Below are 23,596 nucleotides of genomic sequence, written 5' to 3' on the forward strand. Positions count from 1 at the left end.
GATCTTTTCACGTAATTAATTTCCTTTATTGATGCGTCGGTTGCTTCTGACCTTAGCCTTTGTCGGTACTTTTTTCTGTGGGTTTGACTTGTTGGCCCAAACGCCGGTTGTGCCGTCCTTCCTAAAAGCTAATCCTCGTTGGGTGGATTCAGTTTTCAATAAACTGACACCAGATGAGCGGATTGCGCAGCTAATTATGGTTGCGGGCTATTCCAATCGGGGGCGGGCATACGAAGATTCGCTCATGAATGCCGTTCGGACCTACAAGGTTGGTGGAATGGTATTTTTTCAGGGTGGCCCGATTCGGCAGGCTCGTTTGGTAAACCGGCTGCAAACGGTGGTAAAAGTGCCGATGCTGATTGCGATTGACGGCGAATGGGGCTTGGGTATGCGCCTCGATAGCACCGTTCGGTTTCCGTATCAAATGACGCTGGGGGCCATTCAGCAACGCGACGATCTGATTTATAAAATGGGGGCTGCTGTGGCCCGGCAAGCCCGCCGAATGGGCATTCATGTCAATTTTGCGCCTGTTGTTGACGTAAATAACAACCCAAATAACCCGGTCATTAACTTCCGGTCGTTTGGCGAAGATAAAGAAGCTGTTACGCGCAAGGCGCTGGCCTACATGAAAGGAATGCAGAACAACGGTCTGCTAACCTCGCTGAAACATTTCCCGGGGCATGGCGATACGGGCGTTGACTCGCATTTTGACCTGCCGGTGATTACCCAAAGCCGCCAGCGTTTGGATAGCCTCGAATTGTATCCGTTCCGAAAACTAATTGATGCGGGTGCGGCGGGCGTCATGGTGGCCCACTTAAGCATTCCGGCGCTGGATTCAACTAAAAATCTGCCTACAACGCTGTCGCGGCCCGTAGTAACGAATTTGCTGAAGAATGAACTTGGTTTTGGTGGCCTGATTTTCTCCGATGCCATGAACATGAAAGGCGTAACCAAAAACTTTCCGTCGGGAGTTGCGGACCGCATGGGGTTGGAAGCGGGCATGGACGTGCTGGAATTTACCGAAGACGTAGCCCGGGCCATGAAGGAAATCAAACAGGCCATCGCCGACGGACGACTGTCGCAGGCGGACATTGATGCCCGTTGTCGCAAGGTGCTGGCGGCCAAAGCCTGGGTAGGACTGGATCGTTACAAACCCGTAGATTTGATGAATCTGGTGCAGGATCTGAACGATCCCGAATCCATGCTGATCAATCGTTTTCTGACGGAAGAGTCGCTGACTATTCTGAAAAACGACAATCGACAGTTGCCGCTGTTCAAACTGGATACCATGCGCATTGCAACCGTCTCGCTTGATGCACCGCAAACGACAGTGTTCCAGAACACGCTGGCCAATTATACGGCGATGGACCATTTCAACCTGACGGCAACAACGCCGGATACGACGGTACAGCGCATTCGGGAGCAGCTGAAAAACTACAACGTTCTGCTGGTTGGCGTACACCTGAACAACATTCGTCCGACGGTTCGCTACGGCATTACCCCTAAAACAACGGCTCTGCTGAAAGAGCTGGCCGAGACGGGGAAAGCGGTGGTAACTGTTTTTGGAAATCCGTACGCGCTGGCCAGATTGGAGGGTTTAGACAAGGCGCGGGCGCTGGTCATGGCGTATCAGCTCACTAGCCTGACCGAAGATTTGGCGGCCCAGCTTATTTTCGGAGCGATTGGGGCGGGCGGAAAATTACCCGTAACGGTCAACGAAAAATATAAACTGGGTGATGGTCTTTTAACGGCTCCGCTGGGTCGGTTGAAATACACCATTCCTGAAGAGGTGGGCGTTGATTCCCGGTTCCTGACGGCCAAAGTAGACTCGATCATGAACAGTTCCATTCGCCTTAAGGCGTTTCCGGGCGGGGTGGTGCAAATGGCCAAAGATGGTAAAGTCATTTTCAAAAAAGCCTACGGAACACATACCTACGAAGGTTTAACACCAACGATTGAAGCCGATTTGTTCGATCTGGCATCGGTAACAAAGGTGAGCACATCTGTGTTGGCAGCCATGCGGCTGGTTGATGCGGGCAAGTTCGATGTGGATAAAACAATGGCCGATTATATTCCTGACTATAAAAATTCCAACAAAGCCAATCTGGTCTGGCGCGATGTACTGACGCACCAGGCGGGTCTGAAAGCCTGGATTCCCTTCTGGCAGGATACGCGTAACCCGGACGGAACCTGGAAAGACAGAACCTTCAGCGACGAGAAGCACGGCCCTTACACCATCGAAGTGACGGATAATCTGTTTCTGCATCGCCGGTATTGGAAAAAAATATACGAGCAAATTGAAGAGTCGCCGGTGAGTGCGAAAAAGGATTATGTCTACAGCGATCTGTCTTTTTACCTGTATCCGCCGATGGTCAAGCGTTTGACCAAGCAGGACTTTGAAGAATATTTAAAGGAGAATGTTTACGAACCAATGGGGGCTACGACGCTGACCTTCAATCCGCGCCGTTTCTACCCACTGCCACGCATCGTTCCGACAGAGTATGATTCCCTGTTCCGAAAAACCCTGATTTGGGGGCGGGTACACGATGAAGGGGCGGCTATGCTGGATGGGTTATCGGGCCACGCGGGCTTGTTTGGGACCGCTAATGACCTGACAAAACTGATTCAGATGTATTTGCAGAAAGGCTATTATGGCGGTGTGCAATACATTAAACCAGAGACGGTTGAGGAGTTTACGCGCTACCAGTTTCCGGAGCGGCATAGTCGCCGGGGCTTAGGGTTCGATAAACCAACGTTCAAGTTTTCGGGCAATGCAGCGCGAAGCGCCAGCCCCCGCAGTTTTGGTCACTCGGGCTTTACGGGTACGTTTGTGTGGGCCGATCCTGATTACGGAATTACGTATGTGTTTCTTTCCAACCGGGTTTACCCCACGCGGAATAACGCTAAAATCAGTGAGTTAAATATCCGTACGAATGTGAACGAGGTTCTGTATGAAGCCTTGCGGAGAGGCCCCTCACCAATCCTGGCGAGCATACTTGACCAATGAAACCCATCATCCAGTATCAGGGGGAAGTGTATCAGGCGCTGTTGAAAATGGTGCAGATGCTAAATCCCTACGCCAATAAACTGTGGGTAGCGCTGGCCATCCTCTGGTTATTTGGGCTGCTCTATAGCTGTTTCCGTGTCTGGATGATGCTCAAAAAGGGGGCAGATGGCCTCACCAAGCGGGACCATCCTGATCGTTTGGGCGTGGTTGGTGGGCTGGTTTGGGTCCTAGGGGGTATTTTTATGCTGCGTTTGCCAAGTCTGGCCCTGCCCGCGCAAAATACCGACGAAGGCCAGTGGATTGCCAGCGTGGGTACACTCATTGCCGATCCGCGTTTCTGGCTTTCGGTCGATGGTACTACCAGTGGCCCGCTCAATGTTTACCCGCTGACTATTCCTTATCTGTTCGGCTTAAGCATCGATTACGCAACCATCCGATTGGTGGGTTTGCTGGCTTTGCTGGGCGCCGTTGGGTTTTTATTCGGGACTTTTCGTCATCTGTTTGGTAAAGCTGTTGCCCGATTGGCCGTATTGCCGATGGCTGTGGTACTCGCTTTCATGCCACAGGGCGACGGGCTGGGCTACAATAGTGAGCATTTTCCGATGCTGCTGTTAGCCGCCGCCATTTTTCTGCTTAGTAAAGAGCCAATCTTAGATCAGGACAGTAGACGTTCTGAGCCGATAGGGGCGTTCCAGACTGCTTTGCTGGGCTTTGTGCTGGGCTGTGTGCCCTACACGAAGTTGCAGGCCATTCCGCTGGCGCTTGTCCTGGCCGCCGGTGCCCTGCTTCTGGTTAGCTATGCGGCTCCTGAGCGGTGGAAGCGCCTGGGTTGGCTGGTGCTGGGCGGACTGTTACCTAGTATCCTTGTTGTTATTTATCTGGCGTATACCGACAACTTCGAGTTTTTCTGGAAATCATTTATTCTAGCCAATTTGGGTTACGCTGAAAAAGGAAGCTTCGGACGCGGGGTTGATAGTTGGTCGGATAAATTGATGTACCTGTTGCCGTTGATTTATTCCGGTCTGGCATCTTCAAAATGGTTTTTTGCTTGTTTGCCCATCCTGGTAGTCGGCGGTTTTTTACTCTTTTTTCAGCGTCGCTTACGACCAGTTCAGCGCCTTGTCCTAGCTTTTCTCTTGCTTTGGCTGGTAACAGCTATTTACTCAACCTTAAAACCTGGTAACCGTTTTTACCATTATCAGCTTTTGGCTTATGTGCCGGCTTTTTTGTTGGCGGGCGTTATTTTGGGCATCGGTGTTTCACAGGTGGGCAGGAAAGTGCAGGTTTGGCTTGTAGGAATGTGGCTGCTGGCGCTGGTTGTTGGGCCGGGCGTTCGGATGGCTTTGCTGGGTAACACGGGGATTCGGGTGCTTTCGCAAGGGGCAGATAAGAAATCGGCGCTCGCCAGCCGGATCAACCAATATGCCCAGCCAAACGAAAAAATGGTGGTCTGGGGGTGGGACAATCACCTGCACGTTGAAACGGGGCTGTTGATGGGGTCCCGGTTTATTCCTGTTTATTACCCCGTTATTGAAAGCGAATTGCAGCCGTATTTTCTGGATGTGCACCAGCAGGATATACTGAAAAACCGCCCGGTTATTATTGTCGATGTGACGCCCCGCTTTCTGGCTTATCAGGCTTATTCGGTTGACCATTACCCGTTTGTTGTAAAATTACTGGCCGACCAATACCACTTTATCGGAACAGTAGAGCAGGCCCGCGTGTTTGTACGGAAAGACCGCTACAATCATGAAAGATCATCTGCTGCGACTGCTCGATTATGAACGATGGGCTAATCAGGCTGTCCTCGAGGCACTGGAAACGGTTGAAAGTCCGCCGCCGCGCGCGATAAAGCTCATGGGTCATATTCTGTCTGCCCAGCAAGTCTGGATATCGCGCATCGTTGGAGAAACCCCTTTTGCCGCTATTTGGGAGGACGTGCCGCTGGTCTGGCTGCACCAAACGGCCGAAAAAAACTACCTGCGTCTGCGCGAACTGGTCGAAGCCCAGGAAGATGTTCATCAGCCAATTTCATATGCTAATTCGGCTGGCCAGTCTTTTGTGAATCCACTGAGCGACATCCTGACGCACCTGAGCCATCATGCGGCCTATCACCGGGCTCAGGTTGTGCAGCTCATTCGTCCGCAACTGGTAGAGTCCCCAAAGACGGATTTTATTTTCTGGGCGCGCGCCTGACCTAACGCTTTTCGGTTGAGAATGAATAAGGGGCGACCCAAGGCGACGGCTGGCGGGTCTGCCTGAACCCCCGAATTTTGTCGCAGGCGTAAGCCCAATAATGTATTTGAAAGGCATTCAAGGCTGGAAAGGTATAAATGGATTTTAAAGCTATGTGACGACCCCTAAAAAAGAAGTCAGCCTTTTTTAGGGGCTGACTAATTAGAAGATAGGAAATAAGTTAACGTTATTTATGCTGGCTCATTGCTCCGCTGCTAACAGCGGCCAGCCGTCTGAATCCCAGTTCATTTTCTGAATGAGCAGTTTGGATTTGCCGCCGTCGGCTGCGTCGTACCCGTGAAAAACCAGGTAATCTGTGCCATTGAAGGTATAGGCAGAATTATGGCCTACGCCGTGCCAATTTTTGTCGCCCTGCAACACCAGAGTCCCGCCACCGAGTACCATCTTTTTTCCCTCCCGATCAACATAAGGACCTGTGATTTTGTCGGCCCGGCCTACCACAATTTTGTAGGTGCTGTTCGGTCCTTTGCAGCAGAGATCGAACGAGGCAAACAAGTAATACCGATTATCCTTTTTGAAGATGAAAGGGGCTTCAATCGCACTGTCGTTAACAAGCCCATTGGGACCTTCGCTGCGTTTGCGGCTGGCGATGGTGTACCATTCCTGAGGCTCGGCAACAGCGGTAAGGTCGTCGCGCAGCTGAACGAGTTTAAGCCCACCCCAGAAAGAACCGTAGCTCAGCCAGGGCTTCCCCGCTTCGTCAAACTGAAGGTTCGGATCAATCGCATTCCAATCGTCCCGGCCCGGTATTGATTGAATGATTTTGCCGACATCTTCCCATTTGTAGTCGGGTGAGGCTGGATTGAGCGTTTTATTGGTGACCAGACCGATGCAGGACGTGTTTTTGCCAAACGCCGATACTGAATAAAACAGGTAGTACTTTCCGTTGTGAAACGAAATGTCGGGTGCCCAAATGTGGTTCTTAAAGCTGGGAACGGCCTGAACGGCCCAAGCCGGAGCCGTTTCGAACACGGGTTTTTCTCGCTGCCAGTTTTGTTGGTCTTTGGAAGACCAGACGGAAATGCCCCGACCTGTGGCAAAGAGATAATAGGTACTATCTTGCCGAATCATGACCGGATCATGGACAGAAATGCGCGGCTGGAGCACAGATTGAGCCTGTACTCCAGCAACACAAATCAGCGAAATAAAAAGCGTCGATAAACTTAGAACAGAGCGCATAGCGACCTAATTATATTTTCTGAACAGGTGTATACAGCAACTCAGCAATACCGACCGTTTTGACCCCGATGCGGACGTAAAGGGGCGTGCGATTGGCAATAGCCGCGGGTAATGTATAATTAAACGTCAGATTTTTGGTCAAATCAGCCAGCGCGGTTCCTGTCAAGTTGATATTCCCCGCGTTGTTATTCGCGTCGACAAACTGAGTCGTGCCCACGTAGAGTGTTACCCGCTCAATAGCCCGCGTAGTTGACACCGGATCAACCTTACAGGTGGCTGTTAGGTTGGTGGTGTTGCGCTGGAACGTCTGATTGCGCAGGGCGTAGTAGGGTTGAACAGGCACGTCAACGGTAACGGAACCGCGTACCTGCACCGGAATCGTATCCGTGTTATCAACCCAGGGCCCATTACCGCGCAGACGGACTAATTTATAATCGCCATCGAACAGAGAAGCTGAAAACGAACCATCCTGCGCCACGTAAACCGGAATCTTCGTGAATAACTGATAACCGCGTTGCCACAATTCCAGCTGAACGCCGTTGGTGCGAACACCAACGGGTTGATCCTGGTAGATGACGCGCCCGCTCAAGGTTGATTTAGGAGGTTCGTAATTATCTTTTTCGCAGGCAACCAGAAAGCTGCTAACGGCCAGCATGATAAATGGAAAAATGCGTACGTTCATGGCTTTTTATCAATGAAATGGATTTCTGACAATTTTAGGGTTATTGTTAATAACGGTCTGATCAATGGATGAATAATAGTTACCCAACTGAAACAGGCGAGGGGCCCGGAAGCGGGGAGCAACCATTTTGACAAAGACGTACTTGCCATCCCGTGCCGGATCGCCGGGGCGAATAACCCGGTAAGGGTACAACGCATACATCGTTGTATTCGGATTGCTTGGGCTACCATTCCAGATTTCGTGAGCAATCCGCCAGCGTTTCAAATCCCAGACACGGTGATCCTCAAAGGCCAGTTCAACCCGGCGTTCATTCTGAAGGCGCTGGATGGTCAGCGTTTTCAGGCTGTTAGCTGGAAATCCCGCCCGTTCGCGTAGCCGATTGACGTAGGTCAAGGCATCTGCTGTTTGGCCTAATTCGAGGGCTGCTTCTGACGCATTAAGCAAGATTTCGCCTAAACGGAACCGAACCCACCAAAGGTCACTCCGGATACCCCGCGTACTGGACAAGGGGGTTGGATCAATGTATTTCCGTAAATAAAACCCTGTGTTTGATACCTCGGTCTGGGAACGCTGCGGTCCTGATGAACCTGTTAGTAGGCGACCGTCCGTATGAACCGCCCCCAGCGTATTGGATTCGATGGTTTGATACGTGCTCCCGTTCCAAACCATGACACCCGCCTGAATCTGTACTTCGGCCCCTTTGAACGACGTACCCGGATAGATAACCGTGCCATAGAGCCGCGCGTCCTTATTGGCGAAGATGTCGCTGAGGTTGTTGTAATAAATAAAATCCTTATCGTCGGCAGTCCGGTTTTTCAACTCGCCTGAACTTCCATCGAGGTATTCATACGCTTCCACCAAATTTAGCGCGGGGGTTACGTTTGACGAGCTCAGGTTGTCTTCCCGAATGTTCCGGGCAATGTTGTCGTAGCTAAACGAATGCCGTTTGTCCTTCGCCGTAAGAAAATCCTTCGCCATGATCACCTCCTGGTTGTTGATTTTCTTCGTAATCGCATCGAAGAAATTCTCGCCCAGGTTCGGGTTCGCGCGGTACAGCGAATATGAACCCGAATTGATGATTTCTTTGGAAGCTTCCAGCGCCTTTGTGTAATATTCATTAGCCCGGGACGCCGGAATACCAACTTCACCACCGGGTAATGTGATAGGCGCCGCCATCAGGTTGTTGTATTTAGCAATTGAGGCGGCGTAGAGCATGGCTCGGCTTTTCAGCGCCATAGCGGTAAACTTATTGGCGCGGGTATTACTGCCCGTATTGCCAAGATCATTTTTAATCGCATCTAGTTCGCTAGCAATAAAATCATAAACGGCTTCTTCTTTAGCACGCGGCTGCTGCAATGGCGATGGATCACCACTGAAGTCATAAATGAGTTGTTGCGTTACTAGGGGCACGCCACCCATGCGCTTAACCAACTCAAAATACTGGTAAGCCCGCAGGAAGCGTAGTTCCGCCGAAAACTGGGTTTTCTGCGGAGCAGTCAGGGTCGTGCCGTAGGTCTGGATATTTTCAAGCGCCAGGTTAATGTCCCGGATTAAACCATAATCCCAAAGTCTCCAGCGATCGAAAGGATAGGAAATGATGTTGTTACGAGCATCATCATTTCCCGACCAAGTGGCTTCGTCATAAGCGGCGTATTCCTGCCAGCCAATGTCGGGCTGCGAGTGAGCTGGTAAACGGTCGTAGTAATTGGCCAGTAGCCCTGTAATTAAGGTAACGTCGTTCCAGACCTGGTTTTCCAGGATAATATTGGGTGGCTGTCGTTCCAGCCAATCTTCCTTACAGGCAGACGTAGAAAGAGCCAGGGCAGCAGCGAGAATATAGGAATGAATTCGTTTCATGAGCTTAAAGAAGGTTAGAACGTTACGTTGAAGCCAGCGTTGTATAGTCGTTGTTGTGGGTAAACCAGCGCGCCGTTCGAGGAAATTTCAGGATCAATACCGAATTGTTTCACGTTGTCAAGCGTCAGCATATTGGTGCCGTTGACGTATACTTTCATGTTCGATACCCCGAACTTCTTAGTGAGCGATACCGGCAGGGTATAACCCAGCTCTAGATTCCGCAGGCGGATGTAGCGAACGTTGGTCGTCCAGAAATCGCTCCGGCGGGTGAAGTTGACGTGGCTGGTGAAGTCTTTCCGAGTGGCCGGATACGTGCCCGCTACCCAAGGACTGTCTGGGTTGAACGGATCGGTCCGGTGCCAGCGATCTTCGAGCATGTAGTCAGGTGAGGTTCCGTTATTTTGGAACGGAATCTTCATTTCCACTTCCCGACGGAATGACTGCAGTGTGGCTCCGGCAAAATCGGCCTGGATCGTGAATCCTTTGTAACCCAGGTTAATGCTTCCTCCAAAGCTCAGGTATGGGTTAGCGCCCTCGGCATAACCAATGGGGCGTTCATCCATGCCATTGATGATGCCGTCGCCGTTGACATCCTTGTAGATGAAGTCGCCGGGGAGCATGGTCCGGTTGCCTTGTCCGTCGTTGTCAATCTGGTAGTCGCTGATTTCCTGCTGCGACTGAAAGCGTCCCATTACCTGGTAACCCCAGTTGGTGCTAGCCCAGCGTTCGACCGTAGAATTGCGGTATTCATCCCAGGAGTTACCGAAACGAGGCTTGTAGGGTTGCAGGTTTCTCAACCGGGCGAAGGTCGCGTTACCGCTAATGGAGAAATTGATGTCCCGTACTTTTCCCTGGTAGGTCAGTACCCCTTCCAAACCACGCTGGGTGTCCGAATTCAAGTTATCGTTAGGCAAAGTGTAACCTACCTCGCTCGGCAGCAACACGTCGTAGCGGGCGGCAGGTAAGCCCGTCCGTTTCCGCTCAAATATGTCGAATTGGCCAGATAACTTTGAGTTCAGAACGGCGAAATCAATCCCCACATTTTGCGACGTATTGGTCACCCACGAAAGCGTTGTGATGGGCAGACCACGGGGGCGCAGACCGATAACGTAATTGCCATTGAAGATGGCGCTGCCCTGGAGGAAGTTATAACCCGGTAAGTAGCTGAACGGAGAGACAATAAAGTTATCGTTTAGCAGATCGCTACCCGTTCGCCCATACGAAGCTCTCAGTTTCAACTCGTTAATGAATGGAACTTTTTCCTTCATGAAGGACTCTTCGCTGATCCGCCAGCCGACCGATGCGCCGGGGAAGAAACCATACCGTTTGCCAGGCGCGAACAAAAACGAACCATCGTAACGACCTAAGGCTTCAAGCAGATACCGTTGTTTGTAATTGTAATTAATCCGACCAATATATCCGGCACGGGCCTGTACGTTCCACTCGTCGATTAATAAATCCTGGTTTGCAAAAGACATAAGCGGGATGTAGTTGTTAGGCGGTACAGTGTGGACAACCATGTATTTGTTATCCTGATCCGTGCGCTCGTACGCCGCCAGCGCCGAGATCCCATGCGATCCAAACTGTTTGTTGTAATTCACTTGCAACTGAGCGAAACGGTCTACAATATTCCGTTTACGCCGTTCCCGCCAGGGGTTTTGGTTCCCACCGCCCGGTACAACATTATATGTGTCCGTTTTTGGGTCGTACGTGTAGGCGTTATAGGTATACTCAAAACCATCGAAGTCGAAATTGGAGAAGTTATAGGAGTAGGTTCCTTTTACTGTCAGACCAAAATCGAAATCGTATTGCGCGTAGAAGTTGGCTTTGGCCGCCCGCCAGATTTCGCTGATCGTTCCCGTGATCTCCTTTTTATACGTTGCCGGGTTTACGTTCACGTTGTGAGTCTGGTTGATGTAATTCGGATTGTCATTGGCGTAAGGACGCTCCGTTGGCCACATGGAGAAGATACTCAGGAAGGGGTTGAAATAGTCGTCCAGGCCCGGTACACCCGTTTGAAAACGGTCTTCAATCCGACCGCTGATCTGGGTGCCCACCCGCAAGTGTTTGGTCAGGCTGGCGTCGATGTTGGCTTGAAAGTTCGTCCGATTAAAGTTATAATCCTTGATCAGGGCTTCCTGGTTTAGGTGGCTAAGCGAGAAATAATAGTTGACGCTTTCGGAGCCACCAGAGGCGCTGGCGTTCAGGTAGTACTGCGGTACGTTGGGCCGCATAACCATGTTATAATAATCGAAGCTTTGGAATCCTTTTTCCGTGCCAACCCGCCATTTTTCCAATTCTTCGGGAGTAATGCTCGTTGTAATGCCCCGGTTTTGGTCCGACTCCGCCAGCCCCCGGACGTGTTGGTACGCATTGGCCGGACGCGGATAGCGCGTGAAGTTCTGCAACCCGTAATAACCAGAAAGGTTAATGGACGTTTTCTGACCGGCCCGACCTTTCTTCGTCGTTACCAGAACAACCCCGTTAGCTGCCCGTAGACCATAAATCGCCGCCGAACCATCTTTCAGAATCGAGATGCTCTCAATATCGTTGATACCGAGATTGTTGAACTGACCCGCGTCTGCCGTGATACCGTCAATAACGAACAGAGGCGTACCCATGTTCCGAATCTGAATGGACGTAGAAGCACCCGGACGCGCGTCGGCCTGGCGAGCGGTAATCCCCTGCACGCGACCTACCAACGCACCGGATGTAGTAGTGGCAGGTGTACGAATAATCTCATCCGCCTTCACATTCCCAACGGCCCCCGTGACCGTTCCCCGTGATTGCGTACCGTAACCAACCACAACGACCTCGCCGAGCGTTTCGCTGTTAGCTACTAATTTGATGTTAAATTTAGCAGCGGAGCCAACGGTAGCTTCCTGCGTAACAAAGCCAACAAAACTAAAAACCAGCACCGCACTCTGGTCAGGTACCGTGATTTTAAACTGCCCTTGTGTATCGGTCGTAACCCCTTTTGTAGTTCCTTTTATCAGGACGTTCACACCGGGAAGACCTTCCCCTTTTTCGTCCGTAACTACGCCTGTGACCGCAATGTCAGCTAAAGTAGCGGTAGCGATGCTGCTTAAAGTTGCTTTGGGAGCGGTGTTGCCCGGGTTTTCGGAAGCATTGGCAAAGTCAGCCAGACCCAGACTCAGCGTCAGTGGAACGAGCGGAATTCTGAAAACAGACCAGACACAACTAAAAAGTAGTCTATGTTTTTTCATGAATTTAGTTTGTTTTATTCTATTTTAAGGAAGGAAAAGGCATAGTAATCCTGTTATCCTAAAAAAGGATTTTTAAGATCAGGAAATTTGTCAGAGGGCAGAAGGCCTTGTTACTAAATACGGGATGTAGATTTTACCTTAGTGGTTTCATAAGCAATTTCAAATTAGAGGTTGACTGAGACGTATTTTTCTAAGAAAGTGAGAGAAAGATATATTTCTATTAAATCTAGAATAAGTATTACAAATCTAAAATTATTCTAGCCACTACGCATGGCTTATGCTGTCAATTATTGATACTATTTTGATGATATTTGTGATAATTTTGAGGAAATAGATGAAAGAAAAGCCATGAAGAGTGCATTAAGGAAAGATTTGGAGCCTGTAAGCGGCTCTTTTGTGATTAAAGAATTGACCGAACCTTACTTTGATCCTAACTGGCATTTTCACCCGCATTACCAACTCTTTTTAGTCGAGCAGGGGACCGGCACTCGTTTTATTGGTGATTCGATCCAGTCGTTTGATGAAGGAGACATGGTATTTCTGGGCCCTAACCTGCCCCATCTTTGGCGGAGTGACCAGCGTTACTACGAGCGGGAGGCGAATTTGATGACCAAAGGGATTGTGATTTACTTTTCGGAAGGGTTTTTAGGGGATGCCTTTTTTGACCGGCCCGAGATGGTTTTTCTGCGTCAATTGCTTACGTATTCGCGGCGGGGGCTGGAATGGCTTGGCGAAACGCGAACCCAGATCGAAAAAGCAATGAAAGAAATGCTCGATCAGGCCGTTACGTTCGACCGTGTGTTGTCGCTTTTGACCTTGCTGAATCAGTTGTCGCACTCCACCGAGTATCGATTCATTACCAGCGAAGGCTACAGCAACACCGTTAAGCCGTCGGAAACGAAGCGGATGCAGGTTATCCACAATTATATATTGGATAATTATCAGCAGGTGATCCAGCTAGAAACCCTGGCCGACCTGATTGGCATGAGTCCGTCAGCTTTTTGCCGCTACTTCAAAACGCATACCAACAAGACTTTTTCCGAGTTTATATCGGAAGTGCGAGTAGGGCAGGCCTGTAAGCTGCTGATCGACGGAAATTTGAACGTTACGGAGGTAAGTTATGAATGTGGCTTTCGAACGCTATCCAATTTTAACCGGCAGTTTAAGGACGTAACGGGACAAACACCCTCCCAGTATAAAAAATCGTACCTAGAGCTTTTGTAATGGCCAGATAGCCAGTTTTTAATTAAAATATAAGAGAAAATGTGCTGCCCTGTCCCGGCGTGGAAGAGACCTTTAGAGCGCCGCCGTGGAGCTGCATAATCTGACGCGATAAGCTCAAACCAATACCTGATCCTGTCTTTTTCGTGGTGAAAAATGGAATGAAGATCCGTTCCATCGCCTCCGGCTCAATGCCCGGTCCATTGTCCGCTACCCGCACAATAATCCGACCTTCGCCCGATTGTGCCTCCAAACGAATCACCGGGTGTTCGTGGCCTTCCAGGCTTTCTGCGGCATTTTTAACGAGGTTGATCAGCACCATTTCAATTTGTCCGGCGTCCGCAAAAATCTTGAGGTGCGAGGCCGCTGTGGGAGCCAGCAACAAGATTCGGCGGTGCTGTAAATCATACTGAATCAAGTGCACAATGTGCGTGAGTAACTGCTCAACCGATACCTCAGCCAGGCGGGGTTGCGGAATAGAAGTAAAACTCCGGTAAGCCTCCACAAAGCGCATGATGCCCCGGCCCCGGTGCTCAATGGTCGTTAAGGCTTCTTTCAGGTCGGTAACAGATTCTTCCGGAGCATCAGTAAGTTCCAGATTAACAATTTGTTGCATGGTGCCTACCAGCGACACAATCGGCGTAATCGAATTCATGATTTCGTGCCGCAGTACCTTCGTCAGGTTCTGCCAGGCATCCAGTTCTTTTTGCTGAAGCTCCGTCCGAATGTTCTGAATCGAAGCAACCGTCACCGGACGTCCGCGCAAACTCACCGTAGAGCGGCGCACGGACAATTCCTGCTCCAACTGCGTATGGTAGACAACCGGAGTGCCGGGCTTGGCCGTTTGCATCACCTCAACCAGACCCGGATGGAGCGTATTCAATTCGGATAACTGTCGAAGCCGGTATGTACCCAAAAGCCGAAGCGCAGCCTGGTTCACCAACTCCACATTACCAGTGGCATCAAACGAAATCAGCCCGACTCCAACGTGCTGAACAATGGTGTTGAGGTAATGCAGGTTTGCTTCCTTATCCGCCCGGGCCTGCCGAAAGGCTTCCAATACTTCGTTAAACTGCTGGTTGAGTTCCGAAAAGCTTTCTCCCAGTTTGTTGTCGGCCTTGAAAGCCACGGCGAAATCCGAATACCGTACCGATTCCAGAAAGCGTGTGAGCTTGCGATTCAGGCTGGTGACGTAGCGGTAGAGAAAGAAAAATAAGAAACAGTTGACAACGAATAACGTAAGCAGGAGTAATGAACTGTACGACTGAAGCCGACAATAAATCATCAGACCGACACCAATCGAAAGTAACAAAAGCCGCCAGAAAATGCCAACGCTGAAATGCTTCATTAGAAGTTGTTAACCGCTAAACGGCCATTAGTCTTTATTAAGTACGCTTTGTACGGATAAGGTTGTAAACGCATTACATGCCGTATTTTTCCAGTCGCCGGTAGAGTGCCTGACGCGATAGCCCCAGTTCCCGGGCAATCTCCGTGATGTTACCGTGGTGCTTCTGCATGGCCTGTTGAATCATCTTTTTCTCCATATCATCCAGTTGCAACGCGTGCTGGTGCGGCATTTCCTGCGTATTGGGAATACCACCAAAAGCCGGTGCTGATCCAAAGTAAAAATCACTGGGTTCCAGAATGTTGCCCTGTGCCAGAATAACGGCCCGTTCAATAGCGTGTTGCAATTCCCGGACATTACCCGGCCAGCGGTACTGCTGCAACTGACGAATCAAGGCGGGGCTGATCGAAGTAACTTTCCGGTTGTATTGCTTGCGGTATTGTTTTAAAAAATGCTCGGCCAGAACGGCAATATCATCGAGTCGTTCGCGCAGGGGCGGAAGCTGAATCTCAATGGTATTGATGCGGTACAATAAATCCTGCCGGAAGGAGCGGTCGGCGACGCGTTCGTAAATGGGCGCGTTCGTCGCGCAGATCAACCGCACGTCAATGGGTTTGGGTTTGTTGGAACCGAGGCGCGTCACCTGCCGCTGTTGCAAAACGGTGAGCAGCCGGGCCTGTTGGGGAAGCGTGATATTGCCGATTTCGTCCAGAAAGATGGTGCCTCCCTGGGCTTCTTCAAACCGTCCGCCGCGGTCTTCGCGGGCATCGGTAAACGCTCCTTTGACGTGACCGAAAATTTCGCTCTCGAACAGCGTTTCGCTCAGGGCACCCAAATCGACGCTGACGTAGGGCTTGTCGCGGCGGTGCGAACGCTGGTGCACGGCCCGGGCTACCAGGTCTTTTCCCGTTCCGTTTTCGCCCAGAATCAGGACGTTGGCGTCGGTTTCGGCCACGCGTTCGATGGTGTCAAAAACCTGCCGCATGGCGGGCGAACTGCCGATTAACAGGGAATTAGGCATCGCTGCCGTCGTTTTATCGCGTCCGTTTTTGCTATCGCCGGCTTCACTTCCTTTGCCTTTCCCCTTGGCCGACAACGCCGCTTCGATGGTTGCCAGTAGCTTGTCATTTTCCCAGGGTTTAAGCACAAAATCAGCCGCCCCAACTTTAATGGCGCGAACCGCCATGCCCACATCGCCATAGGCCGTGATGAGAATGACCGCCGCTTGCGGATCAATATCCAGAATGCGGTCGAGCCACAGGAAGCCTTCGCGGCCACTGCTGACATCGCGCTGGAAGTTCATGTCCAGCAAAATAACATCGTAGGCTCCGTTGGTTACCAGAAAAGGAATACGCTCGGGGTTTTTCTCAATGTCAACCGGCCCGAAATGGCGTTTTAGCAGCAATTTAGCTGCACTCAGGACGTCAACGTCGTCGTCAATAATCAGTATCTTGGGCATAATAGACCGCATGGCATTTCCGCCGTACCAGTTAAAAGTACACAGCATCCGGGCTGTGTTATTCGTAAAGATGCAAAAGTTGTACCTGAAAAGGTGTCTGATTCATTCTCAAACGCTTGCAAAATAGTACATTTTTAGCCGTGTCCGTTTTCGGACGAGATTTTGTCCAGATGCGGACAGAAAGTAGGCTTATTTTTTATGTAATCAGCTAATAATCAGGTATGAATAATTAATGGCACATCAATTGGCATTACTGGACATATACGATTACAATTGCTTTAGTAGAATATGGATCGCGTCATACCTAAAAAATTCTGGACAAATCAACGCTTAGCACTGGCCGCAGGCGGCGTATTAGTGATTTCGATGCTGGTGTACAACTTCATGTTAGCTGATCACCGCTCCAAACTGAATGTCGAAAAAGATAAAATTACCATATCCAACGTATCAACCGGCGCCTTTGAAGAATTTATTGTTGTCACCGGGGTTGTGCAACCGCTAAAAACCATTCGCCTGGATGCCATTGCGGGTGGTTACGTAACGGAAAAGTTGGTAGAAGGGGGCGGCATGGTGAAAGCCGGTGATGTGTTGCTTCGTCTGGAAAATCAGAACCTGCGTCTGAGCTTCCTGCAATCGGAAACCGAAGCCAACCGACTCGTCAACGACTTACAGAATACCCGCCAGCGTCTGCGCGTTGAGCGTTACTCGCAACGCAAAGCATTGTCGGATCTGGATTTCCAACTCGATCAGGCTAAAGATACCTGGCAACGGCAGGAGAAACTGTTCAAGGAAAAAGTAATTCCGGAGCAGGATTACCTGAAAGCCAAACGTGACTACGAGAAACTGGTCGAGCAGCGCAAAATTGAAGCGGAATCGCAGAAATACCAGGAAGAAAATTCTCAGATTCAGATTCGTCAGCTCGAGCAAACGCTGGCTCAGACGCAGAAAAACGTAGCGCTCTGGCAGCAAACACTAAACAACCTGGTGGTAAAAGCGCCGGTATCGGGCCAGCTTTCAACGGTGGATGTGGAGGTAGGATCGAACATTAGCCAAGGGCAAAACATTGGTCAGATTGATGATTTGGACGGTTTTAAAATGCGCGTTGGCATCGATGAACACTACATCAGCCGTATTTTTGCCGGTCTGGGTGGCTCGTTTGAGTTCAACGGTAAAAACCATAAACTCCAGATTACGCGGGTTTATCCAGAGGTAAAAAACGGCCGCTTTGAAGTAGATATGATTTTCTCGGACGGTACGCCAACGGGTATCAAACGCGGCCAGTCGTCACCCATCCGGTTGGAACTGGGCAAGGCCGCTCAGGCTACGCTTCTGCCCGTCGGTGGTTTCTTCTCGGATACGGGCGGCAACTGGGTGTACGTCATTGAGCCATCGGGCAAACGGGCGGCGAAACGAAGCATTACACTGGGCCGTAAAAACCCGGAATTCTTCGAAGTGCTCGAAGGCTTGAAGCCAGGTGATCAGGTAATTACCAGCTCGTACGAGAATTTCGGTGACAATGAAGTATTGGAGTTTTAACCACATAAATCAATGATTAAGACCGTCAACTTACAAAAGATTTTTGCTACCGAGGAGGTAGAAACTACCGCGCTGCACGGCATCAACATGGAAGTCAAAGATGGCGAGTTTGTCGCCATCATGGGACCGTCCGGTTGCGGAAAATCAACGCTGCTGAACATTCTCGGTCTGCTCGATAATCCTTCTGAAGGCGAGTATAACTTCCACGGCACGGAAGTGTCGCGGATGTCGGAGCGGCAACGGGCGCAGCTTCGGAAAGGCTCGATTGGCTTTGTTTTCCAGAGCTTTAACCTCATCGACGAACTGACGGTATACGAAAACGTTGAATTGCCCCTGCTGTACCTCAAAGTAGGTGCCGACGAGCGGAAAAAGCGCGTGGAAGAAACCCTGGAGCGCATGAACATCATGCACCGCCGCAACCACTTCCCGCAGCAGCTATCGGGTGGACAGCAACAGCGGACTGCCATTGCCCGCGCCGTGGTGGCCAAGCCAAAACTGATTCTGGCCGATGAACCGACCGGTAACCTTGATTCGGCGAACGGCGAAGAAGTAATGAAGCTCCTGACTCAGTTAAATGAGGAAGGAACGAGCATCATCATGGTAACGCACTCCCCTTATGATTCGGGTTTTGCCCATCGCATCATTAACTTGTTCGATGGCAAGGTGGTGACGGAAAACTTTCACGTATAAAAGCCGCGCAACATAGTGGCAATCAGGAATTATGAAAAAGCTATTCACCATTCTGCTGTTAGGAACGAGCCTGTCTGCTTCGGCAATCGGGCATCCTTACAACCTATTTACAGCGCACCAAAAAGCCAAGCGTCTGACACCGAGCAGCAAGCCCTTGGCCTGCCAGCAAATGGTTCAAAAGCGCTCTGCCCTAGCGTGTGCGTTTAGCTGGATAACAACAGCAAAGTCGTAGTGAATAGCTTAATCCCCTGAATTATGTTGCGCAATTACTTTAAAATTGCTTTCCGCAACCTGTGGAAGCATAAGACGTTCGCTCTAGTTAACGTAATAGGCATGTCGGTAGCTTTTACAAGCTGCCTTTTGCTGTTTCTAACGGCTTACCACGAACTGTCGTTTGATAATTTTCATACGAACAAAGAGCACCTTTACGGCCTTTACCAGCAATCCGGTAAGACGGACAAGAGTGGCATGATGGCGACACCGCTCACGCCCGCTCTCAAGAAAGAATTCCCGAAAGAGATGGCTCATATTTCTCGGGTAATGAGCGCGGGAAGCGGCATTCGTCTGGGAGACAAGGAGTTTAGCAAAATGGTCCGTTTTGTGGATGCTGATTACCTGAGCATGTTCACCTTCCCGACGATCAAAGGGGCTGGTGCCAAAACGGCGTTAAAAGACCTCAATGACGTGGTGATTAGCCAGGATGCGGCCCAGGATTTATTTGGCGCTGCGGAAGCGGTAGGAAAAACCGTGTTGTTACGCATTAACGAGAACTGGCAACCTTTTGTGGTTTCTGCCGTTGTGACCGATTTCCCGGCGAACTCCAGTCTGATGTTTGATGTCCTGGCGCGTTTTGAAACCAATCCGAGTTATACGCAGGACAAAGACCGGTGGGGGCAAAACAACCACGTTGTCTATGTTCAGCTAGCGGATGGCGTTGAGAAAACGCAGGCTGAGTCCATGATGCGTTCTTTCTACAAAAAATATTTTTCGGGTACTCTCCAGAACCTGAAACGGGACGGTGGCCAGCCCGACGAAAATGGTGATTTGGCCAGTCTTCGACTACTGCCCCTGTCCGAAGTTCACTTTAATACTGATTTGGGCGGTGCGGACGCTCCGGCTGTTAAGCGTTCTTATCCGTACGTGCTGCTCGTTATTGCCGGATTTATTGTCCTGATCGCCTGCATCAACTTCGTCAATCTGTCTACGGCCCGGTCGCTGACGCGTTCGCGGGAGGTAGGAATGCGTAAAGTACTGGGGGCTTTGAAAAGCCAACTGGTTCTTCAGTTTTGGGGCGAAGCGCTGATTATCTGCGCTCTGGCCTTGCTGCTGGGCAGTTTAATTACTTTTGCGGTTCTGCCGGAATACAAGAAACTTTTTAACAGTTCGACTTCGCTGACGTACTTCCAGAACCCGACGGTTATCCTGATTTTACTGTCTGTCTTCCTGTTTATTACCTTGTTTGCGGGCGGCTATCCAGCCTGGTTCATGGCCCGTTTCAATACCATTCAGGTGCTGAAAGGCAAAGTTTCTTTAGGCCGGACCGGCGTACTGCGGAACGTGCTGCTGGTGGTGCAGTTTGGCATTGCTACGCTGCTAATGATCTGTACCTTAATTGCCTGGCAACAGATTACTTTCTTACGAAATCAACCTTTGGGCTACAACGAAAACCAGGTGGTTAGTATTCCGGTAGGCTTCGGAGGCAGCAACAACGGGCGGCAGGTTCTGAAACTTTTGCGGGATCGCCTGGAACAGCAGCCCCAAATTCTGAGCGTAAGTGGCTCCTACAAAAATTTTGGTCGTGGTCTGGATGGTTCGTCCATGACGTCCATTATGGGCTTTGACTATAAAAACCGTTCGGTCAGCACGCACTGGCAGATCGTGGATTACGATTACCTGAAAACACTGGACTTGAAATTGGTAGCCGGCCGGGATTTCTCGCGAGCCTACGCTACGGACACAACCACCAATGTGATTATCAACGAAACCATGGCCAAGAGTCTGGGCGAGAAAAATCCGATTGGGGTAACCTTTATGGCCGATTCGGCGCAGGGTATGTTGCAGGTCGTGGGCGTCGTGAAAGATTACCACCACGAATCGCTGAAGCAGAAAATTCAGCCCAATACGCTCATCATGGATCAGAAATGGCCCTTGTTTTACATTCTGGTCAAAATCGCCCCGAACAACATACCCGCTACAATGGCGGTCCTGAAAAAGGAGTGGGAAACCGTGGTGCCCAACTCAGAATTCAAGGGTAGCTTCCTGGACGAAAATGCGAACCGCCAGTACCGTAACGAAGAGAAATTATCCAAGCTATTTATCAGTGCTGCCGTGCTGGCAATCGTGCTATCGTGCATGGGCTTGTTCGCCATTGCGGTGATGGTGATGGCGCAGCGAACCAAAGAAATTGGTGTCCGGAAAGTGCTGGGCGCTTCGGTGGCCAGCATTGTGACTTTGCTCTCGAAAGACTTCCTCAAACTGGTACTGGTCGGGATTGTGATTGCGAGTCCGCTGGCCTGGTATACCATGAATGAATGGTTAAAAGAATACGCCTATAAAATTGACATCGAATGGTGGATTTTCGCGTTGGCAGGTCTTTTAGCGGTGGGAATTGCCTTCCTGACGGTTAGTTTCCAGTCGATAAAGGCAGCCTTGCGCAATCCGGTGCGCGCCTTGCGCTCTGAGTAAGAGAAAATGTTCATAAAGACTTCATTTAGAAGAATATGCTACAAAATTATTTCAAGATTACGTTTCGCAATCTGTGGCGAAATAAGGCTTTTTCGCTGATTAATATCTTTGGTTTGGCCGTTGGCATCGCTTCGTGTCTGCTGTTGACAATGTATCTCTCTCACGAGCTGAGTTACGACGATTTTCAGCAAAAGGCCGACCGGATTGTGCGGGTGACGATGGAATACAGCATGGAGGGGCAGGTTGACAAGGCGCCGGTTACGGGGACAAAAGTAGTGCCCGAGTTTGGTCGGCAATTTCCCGAAGTAGAATCCGGTGTTCGGTTGATGGGTAGCCAGGCGGTTGTCCGTTACGGCGACCATCAGTTCAGCGAAAAACGACTTGTTTTTGCCGACTCGGCCTTGTTTACCATATTTTCATTTCCGCTGTTAAAAGGCGTGTCCGAGAAAGCCCTTGCTGGCCCTAATCTGGTTGTGTTGTCGCAGTCCACTGCCGCGAAATATTTCGGGAATGAGGAAGCGGTTGGTAAAGTTGTACGCATCAATTCGGGTGGGGGAGAAAAAGAATATACAGTAACGGGAATCGTGGCCGACTGCCCAGCTAATTCGCAGATTAAATACGATTTACTGGCTTCGTTTACGACCTTGAAAGCGGCGAAAACAGAAATATGGTGGTCAGCCAATTACGCCTCGTATTTGTTACTGCGGAGTCCGGAAGCGATTGCTCCGCTACAGGCCAAAATTCCGGAATTTATGAAAAAGCAATTTGGGCCGGATGGTTTATCAGGGGGTAATTACCTGACGTACAATCTGGAACCACTTCGGTCCGTGCACCTGCATTCGGAAGTAGAAGGAAATTTCGAACCCAACGGCGATTTAACGTACATCTATATTTTTGCCTCCATTGCGGTTCTAATTCTGCTCATTGCCTGCGTCAACTACATCAATCTGGCCACCTCGCGGGCGGTGGAACGCGCGCAGGAAGTGGGCGTACGGAAAGTAATGGGGGCTTTGCAGGGGCAGTTGTTTGGGCAGTTTATTGGGGAATCCATTATTGTTACCTTCTCTGCCTTGATTCTGGGGCTTCTACTAGGTTTTTTAACCTTGCCTTTATTCAATGAATTGTCGGATCGGCAATTTTCGTTTGGCGTCTGGTTGCAGCCCCATAACCTGCTGATTTTAGTTGGTATTGGTTTGGTTGTCAGCTTGGTGGCAGGCGCATATCCAGCCTTGGTATTGGCGCGTTTTCAGCCCATTCGCGTCTTGAAGGGGCATCTGAAAGTATCCGGGGGCGCGCAGTTTCGCCGGGTACTGATTGTGTTTCAGTTTGCCATTACGGCGTTTCTGATCGTAAGTACCCTCATTGTCCGCAATCAGTTGGCTTACATTCAGAATAAAAAGCTGGGGTATAACAAAGACCAGGTGTTGGTACTGCCCGCCGACCGACAGGTGAACGAGAAAATCCGGGCGCTTAAATCCGAGTTCAAGCAAAGTGCTGATGTTCAGGAAGTGAGTATGGCCTACGAAACGCCAACCTTTATTCAGGGCGGGTATTCCATGCGCCGGTCCGATATGCCGGACGGAAAAGAAAAAATGGTGACGGCTATCCCGGTTGATGAGGATTTTGCGAAAACACTGGACCTGCGCATTCTGGCCGGTCGGGATCTGACGCCAACGGATATGGCCCGGGCGTCGACGCCCGGAGATAGTTCGAACTATTACCATTTTATTCTCAATGAATCAGCGGCCAAAGAATTAGGCTGGTCGCCGCAAGAAGCCATCGGACAGAAAATGGACATGGGAAGTGGCCGCCCCGGCGAAGTGAAAGCGGTGGTGGCAGATTTCCATTTTTCGTCCATGAAGCAAAAAATAGGACCACTGGTTATTTTCCCGGAGCGCGGCTGGAATGTCGTTTTGGTGAAAGTATCGGGCAACCAACTGCCAAAAACGATCCAGTTTCTGGAAAGCAAATGGCGGACGCTGGTGCCGGATCGGCCTTTTGAGTATGAATTTTTAAGCGACGAATTTAACAAGTTATACGCCGTCGAAACCCGGACAGGTCAGATATTCAGTGTGTTTGCTTTCCTATCTATTTTTCTGGGCTGTTTAGGATTGTTTGGGTTGTCGGCCTACACGACTGTGCAGCGGACCAAGGAAATTGGCATTCGGAAAGTGTTGGGCGCTTCGGTTCCGAGCATTGTTTTGCTGCTTTCGCGGGATTTTCTGAAGCTGGTTTTGATTTCGATCCTGCTTGCTTCGCCGCTGGCCTGGTACGCCATGAATAGCTGGTTGCAGGATTTTGCGTATCGCATTGAGGTAGAGTGGTGGATTTTTGTGCTAGCCGCCCTGATTGCCGTTGCCATCGCCTTCCTGACGGTTAGTTTTCAAAGCGTCAAAGCCGCGTTGATGAATCCAGTGAAGAGTTTGAAAACGGAATAATCAATGCCTGATAG

Annotated in this window: 15 protein-coding genes; 9 read left to right on the forward strand and 6 right to left on the reverse strand. The window is 50.3% G+C overall.

Features of this window, described 5'->3' with window-relative positions; translation table 11 throughout:
- The first annotated feature begins 31 nt into the window (after positions 1-31).
- From L0Y31_RS09180 to L0Y31_RS09190, 3 genes are read left to right on the forward strand one after another with little or no spacing between them, the layout of a single operon-like run.
- Positions 32-3,007 (forward strand): glycoside hydrolase family 3 N-terminal domain-containing protein, encoded by a 2,976-nt coding sequence (locus tag L0Y31_RS09180; protein ID WP_234736826.1) that lies wholly within the window; start codon positions 32-34, stop codon positions 3,005-3,007.
- Positions 3,004-4,791 (forward strand): hypothetical protein, encoded by a 1,788-nt coding sequence (locus tag L0Y31_RS09185; RefSeq protein WP_234736827.1) that lies wholly within the window; start codon positions 3,004-3,006, stop codon positions 4,789-4,791. The genes L0Y31_RS09180 and L0Y31_RS09185 overlap by 4 nt, the downstream gene beginning before the upstream one ends.
- Entirely contained in the window at positions 4,757-5,203 is a 447-nt protein-coding gene (locus L0Y31_RS09190) for a DinB family protein (RefSeq protein ID WP_234736828.1), read from the forward strand. The genes L0Y31_RS09185 and L0Y31_RS09190 overlap by 35 nt, the downstream gene beginning before the upstream one ends.
- A 240-nt stretch (positions 5,204-5,443) precedes the next feature.
- Here L0Y31_RS09190 and L0Y31_RS09195 read toward each other — a convergent pair whose 3' ends face one another.
- From L0Y31_RS09195 to L0Y31_RS09210, 4 genes are read right to left on the reverse strand one after another with little or no spacing between them, the layout of a single operon-like run.
- On the reverse strand, positions 5,444-6,442 hold the full coding sequence (locus L0Y31_RS09195) for an arabinan endo-1,5-alpha-L-arabinosidase (protein ID WP_234736829.1): 999 nt from the start codon (positions 6,440-6,442) through the stop codon (positions 5,444-5,446).
- A 10-nt stretch (positions 6,443-6,452) separates the two neighbouring features.
- Positions 6,453-7,124, reverse strand: a complete 672-nt coding sequence (locus L0Y31_RS09200) for a DUF3823 domain-containing protein (protein ID WP_234736830.1) — start codon at positions 7,122-7,124, stop codon at positions 6,453-6,455.
- A 9-nt stretch (positions 7,125-7,133) separates the two neighbouring features.
- The gene (locus L0Y31_RS09205; protein ID WP_234736831.1) at positions 7,134-8,981 is read right to left on the reverse strand and encodes a RagB/SusD family nutrient uptake outer membrane protein; all 1,848 of its coding nucleotides are present in this window, start codon (positions 8,979-8,981) and stop codon (positions 7,134-7,136) included.
- Positions 8,982-8,995: 14 nt separating this feature from the next.
- The gene (locus tag L0Y31_RS09210) at positions 8,996-12,208 is read right to left on the reverse strand and encodes a SusC/RagA family TonB-linked outer membrane protein (protein WP_234736832.1); all 3,213 of its coding nucleotides are present in this window, start codon (positions 12,206-12,208) and stop codon (positions 8,996-8,998) included.
- 348 nt (positions 12,209-12,556) lie between these two features.
- Between L0Y31_RS09210 and L0Y31_RS09215 the strand changes: the two genes are divergently transcribed.
- Positions 12,557-13,432 carry an AraC family transcriptional regulator gene (locus L0Y31_RS09215; RefSeq protein ID WP_234736833.1) on the forward strand — a complete coding sequence of 292 codons (876 nt, stop codon included), beginning with the start codon at positions 12,557-12,559 and terminating at the stop codon, positions 13,430-13,432.
- A 22-nt stretch (positions 13,433-13,454) separates the two neighbouring features.
- On the opposite strand, the gene L0Y31_RS09220 is transcribed toward L0Y31_RS09215, so the two are convergent.
- Together L0Y31_RS09220 and L0Y31_RS09225 are read right to left on the reverse strand one after the other, a co-directional pair.
- Positions 13,455-14,777: a sensor histidine kinase gene (locus L0Y31_RS09220; RefSeq protein ID WP_234736834.1), complete on the reverse strand. Its 1,323-nt coding sequence runs from the start codon at positions 14,775-14,777 to the stop codon at positions 13,455-13,457.
- Between the two features lie 73 nt (positions 14,778-14,850).
- A complete protein-coding gene (locus L0Y31_RS09225) occupies positions 14,851-16,233 on the reverse strand; it encodes a sigma-54-dependent transcriptional regulator (RefSeq protein ID WP_234736835.1) in 1,383 nt (460 codons plus the stop codon).
- 288 nt (positions 16,234-16,521) lie between these two features.
- Here L0Y31_RS09225 and L0Y31_RS09230 point away from each other — a divergent pair, with 288 nt between their 5' ends.
- The 5 genes from L0Y31_RS09230 to L0Y31_RS09250 are packed head-to-tail and all read left to right on the forward strand — an operon-like array spanning position 16,522 to position 23,582.
- Entirely contained in the window at positions 16,522-17,769 is a 1,248-nt protein-coding gene (locus L0Y31_RS09230; RefSeq protein ID WP_234736836.1) for an efflux RND transporter periplasmic adaptor subunit, read from the forward strand.
- Positions 17,770-17,781: 12 nt separating this feature from the next.
- A complete protein-coding gene (locus L0Y31_RS09235; protein WP_234736837.1) occupies positions 17,782-18,459 on the forward strand; it encodes an ABC transporter ATP-binding protein in 678 nt (225 codons plus the stop codon).
- 31 nt (positions 18,460-18,490) lie between these two features.
- Positions 18,491-18,691: a hypothetical protein gene (locus tag L0Y31_RS09240; RefSeq protein ID WP_234736838.1), complete on the forward strand. Its 201-nt coding sequence runs from the start codon at positions 18,491-18,493 to the stop codon at positions 18,689-18,691.
- 23 nt (positions 18,692-18,714) lie between these two features.
- Positions 18,715-21,144, forward strand: coding sequence for an ABC transporter permease (locus L0Y31_RS09245; protein ID WP_234736839.1), 2,430 nt, complete (start codon positions 18,715-18,717; stop codon positions 21,142-21,144).
- 35 nt (positions 21,145-21,179) lie between these two features.
- Positions 21,180-23,582, forward strand: coding sequence for an ABC transporter permease (locus tag L0Y31_RS09250; protein WP_234736840.1), 2,403 nt, complete (start codon positions 21,180-21,182; stop codon positions 23,580-23,582).
- Positions 23,583-23,596 lie beyond the last annotated feature (14 nt).

This window comes from Tellurirhabdus bombi, from assembly GCF_021484805.1.
In the GTDB taxonomy this organism is placed as follows: Bacteria; Bacteroidota; Bacteroidia; order Cytophagales; family Spirosomataceae; genus Tellurirhabdus; species Tellurirhabdus bombi.

Excerpts from the sequence above, each read along its gene's own strand:
- L0Y31_RS09210 (WP_234736832.1), bottom strand. The coding sequence starts at position 12,208 with ATGAAAAAACATAGACTACTTTTTAGTTGTGTCTGGTCTGTTTTCAGA.
- L0Y31_RS09190 (WP_234736828.1), top strand. The coding sequence starts at position 4,757 with ATGAAAGATCATCTGCTGCGACTGCTCGATTATGAACGATGGGCTAAT.
- L0Y31_RS09235 (WP_234736837.1), top strand. The coding sequence starts at position 17,782 with ATGATTAAGACCGTCAACTTACAAAAGATTTTTGCTACCGAGGAGGTA.
- L0Y31_RS09185 (WP_234736827.1), top strand. The coding sequence starts at position 3,004 with ATGAAACCCATCATCCAGTATCAGGGGGAAGTGTATCAGGCGCTGTTG.
- L0Y31_RS09180 (WP_234736826.1), top strand. The coding sequence starts at position 32 with ATGCGTCGGTTGCTTCTGACCTTAGCCTTTGTCGGTACTTTTTTCTGT.
- L0Y31_RS09215 (WP_234736833.1), top strand. The coding sequence starts at position 12,557 with ATGAAGAGTGCATTAAGGAAAGATTTGGAGCCTGTAAGCGGCTCTTTT.
- L0Y31_RS09230 (WP_234736836.1), top strand. The coding sequence starts at position 16,522 with ATGGATCGCGTCATACCTAAAAAATTCTGGACAAATCAACGCTTAGCA.
- L0Y31_RS09245 (WP_234736839.1), top strand. The coding sequence starts at position 18,715 with ATGTTGCGCAATTACTTTAAAATTGCTTTCCGCAACCTGTGGAAGCAT.
- L0Y31_RS09250 (WP_234736840.1), top strand. The coding sequence starts at position 21,180 with ATGCTACAAAATTATTTCAAGATTACGTTTCGCAATCTGTGGCGAAAT.
- L0Y31_RS09240 (WP_234736838.1), top strand. The coding sequence starts at position 18,491 with ATGAAAAAGCTATTCACCATTCTGCTGTTAGGAACGAGCCTGTCTGCT.
- L0Y31_RS09205 (WP_234736831.1), bottom strand. The coding sequence starts at position 8,981 with ATGAAACGAATTCATTCCTATATTCTCGCTGCTGCCCTGGCTCTTTCT.
- L0Y31_RS09200 (WP_234736830.1), bottom strand. The coding sequence starts at position 7,124 with ATGAACGTACGCATTTTTCCATTTATCATGCTGGCCGTTAGCAGCTTT.
- L0Y31_RS09225 (WP_234736835.1), bottom strand. The coding sequence starts at position 16,233 with ATGCCCAAGATACTGATTATTGACGACGACGTTGACGTCCTGAGTGCA.
- L0Y31_RS09220 (WP_234736834.1), bottom strand. The coding sequence starts at position 14,777 with ATGAAGCATTTCAGCGTTGGCATTTTCTGGCGGCTTTTGTTACTTTCG.
- L0Y31_RS09195 (WP_234736829.1), bottom strand. The coding sequence starts at position 6,442 with ATGCGCTCTGTTCTAAGTTTATCGACGCTTTTTATTTCGCTGATTTGT.